The sequence below is a fragment of the Coprobacter sp. genome, assembly GCF_982436375.1.
Genome location: NZ_CEWDCG010000321.1, coordinates 1 through 1,665, shown reverse-complemented (window position 1 = coordinate 1,665; position 1,665 = coordinate 1). Strand labels below are relative to the sequence as shown.

The 1,665-nt window shown below is 33.6% G+C and carries 2 protein-coding genes; both read left to right on the top strand.

What is annotated here, in order from left to right; all coding sequences use genetic code 11:
- The first annotated feature begins 223 nt into the window (after nucleotides 1–223).
- Complete coding sequence (locus tag AC1WHX_RS12065) at nucleotides 224–841, top strand: TetR/AcrR family transcriptional regulator (protein ID WP_009316934.1); 618 nt, start codon at nucleotides 224–226, stop codon at nucleotides 839–841.
- Nucleotides 842–869: 28 nt separating this feature from the next.
- Nucleotides 870–1,665, top strand: a 796-nt coding sequence (locus tag AC1WHX_RS12060) for a TolC family protein (RefSeq protein ID WP_481229464.1), incomplete at its 3' end; no start/stop codon positions are given.

Sequence of the window (1,665 nt, the reverse complement as noted above, 5' to 3'; positions counted from 1 at the left end):
AAAATAAAAAATACAAACTATAACATTGTTAAATAATGTGCTCATTTTGAGATCGCCTTATTTACATTAATTAACTGTATTGAAAAATGGATTATTTAGAAAACTTTATATGTTTTATAAGTTTTCGTTTATCTTTGTCAAATATAAAAGAGTGATTAAGCTTTTTATTCAAAAAATTTAGACAAGCTATACTCTTAAGTAGACTCTAAAAGAAAAAGGTCGTATGAATAAAGAATTGAGAAACAGAATTATTGATAAAGCTGCGGTTTTGTTCACCAGACATGGGATTAAATCTGTGACTATGGATTATATCGCCAGTCAAATGGGAATCTCGAAACGTACGCTTTATGAAAACTTTAAAGATAAGGACCAGTTATTGTTAGAATGTATTTTGTATATTCAGAAAGAGACAGAAGATGAGGCTGAAGAGATTTATAAAACTGCCGAAAATTCGTTAGATCTGTTGTTAAAGGTTTTTCAAAGCACATGGCGTAAAATGCAAAATGTGAATAGAAATTATTTTAGTGATGTAAAGCGCTATCATCCGTCTATCGCACAAGTTCTGGATAATAATAGAGACCAAAGAGCCGGATATATGGCTTCATTAATGGAACAAGGCAAACGAGAAGGTTTGATTCGTGAAAATTTGAAGTCGCAAATAGCTTCTTTTTTATTGATGGCGCAATTTGATTTTCTTTTTAATTCAGATGAAGTATTTGCCTCGCATTATTCGTTTATAGATGTTTATGAAACGATTTTCATGAACTTTATTCGTGGTATTGCGACTTCAAAAGGAATTATGTTTATCGATGAGTTTGTCGATAGAACAGAGAATGCATAAAGATAAATTTATTAGAACCCGAATAAGTATGAAAAAAGGTATATATTTAAGACAGGTCGGGATGACTTTGTTGTTAACATTTGCGATTGTATATAAAGCCGGAGCTCAGGAGCAGTCTCGGTCTTTGACTTTAGATTTGGATAAGGCTATCGAAATTGCTTTAAGCGAAAACCCGACAATAAAAGTAGCCGATATAGAGATCACCAGAAAAGATTATTTTCGTAAGGGGGCTATCGGAAACTTATTTCCTACGATTACGGCATCCGGAGACTATTCTCGAACATTGAAAAAACAAGTTATGTATATGGACATGGATATTCCGGGAATGGATAATGGTATGAAAGTCGGGCAGGATAACTCTTATTCTATGGGATTTAATTTTCAGTTACCGATTGTTGCTCCTACGTTTTGGAAAAATATACAACTTTCGAAAGCTGATATAGAACAGACTTTAGAAAGTGCTCGGGCTTCACGGTTATCTTTAGTAGATCAGGTAAAGAAGGCATACTATAATGTTATGATGAGTGAAGATTCATATCAAGTTTTGAAAGAGAGTTATGATAATGCCTGCCTAAATGCAAAGGATTTTAGAAATAAATATGAACATGGTGTCGCTTCGGAATACGATGTTTTGCGCGCTGAGGTTCAGGTACGGACTTTAGAACCCGGATTATTACAAGCCGAGAATGGGGTGAAATTATCTAAGGTAAACTTGAAGGTTCTTTTGGGATTGGACATGAATATTGAGGTTACTCCTGCAAATAAGCTGTCAGATTATGAGGCTCTAAATTTCATCCTATTAAATTGCAATATGTCAACGTATT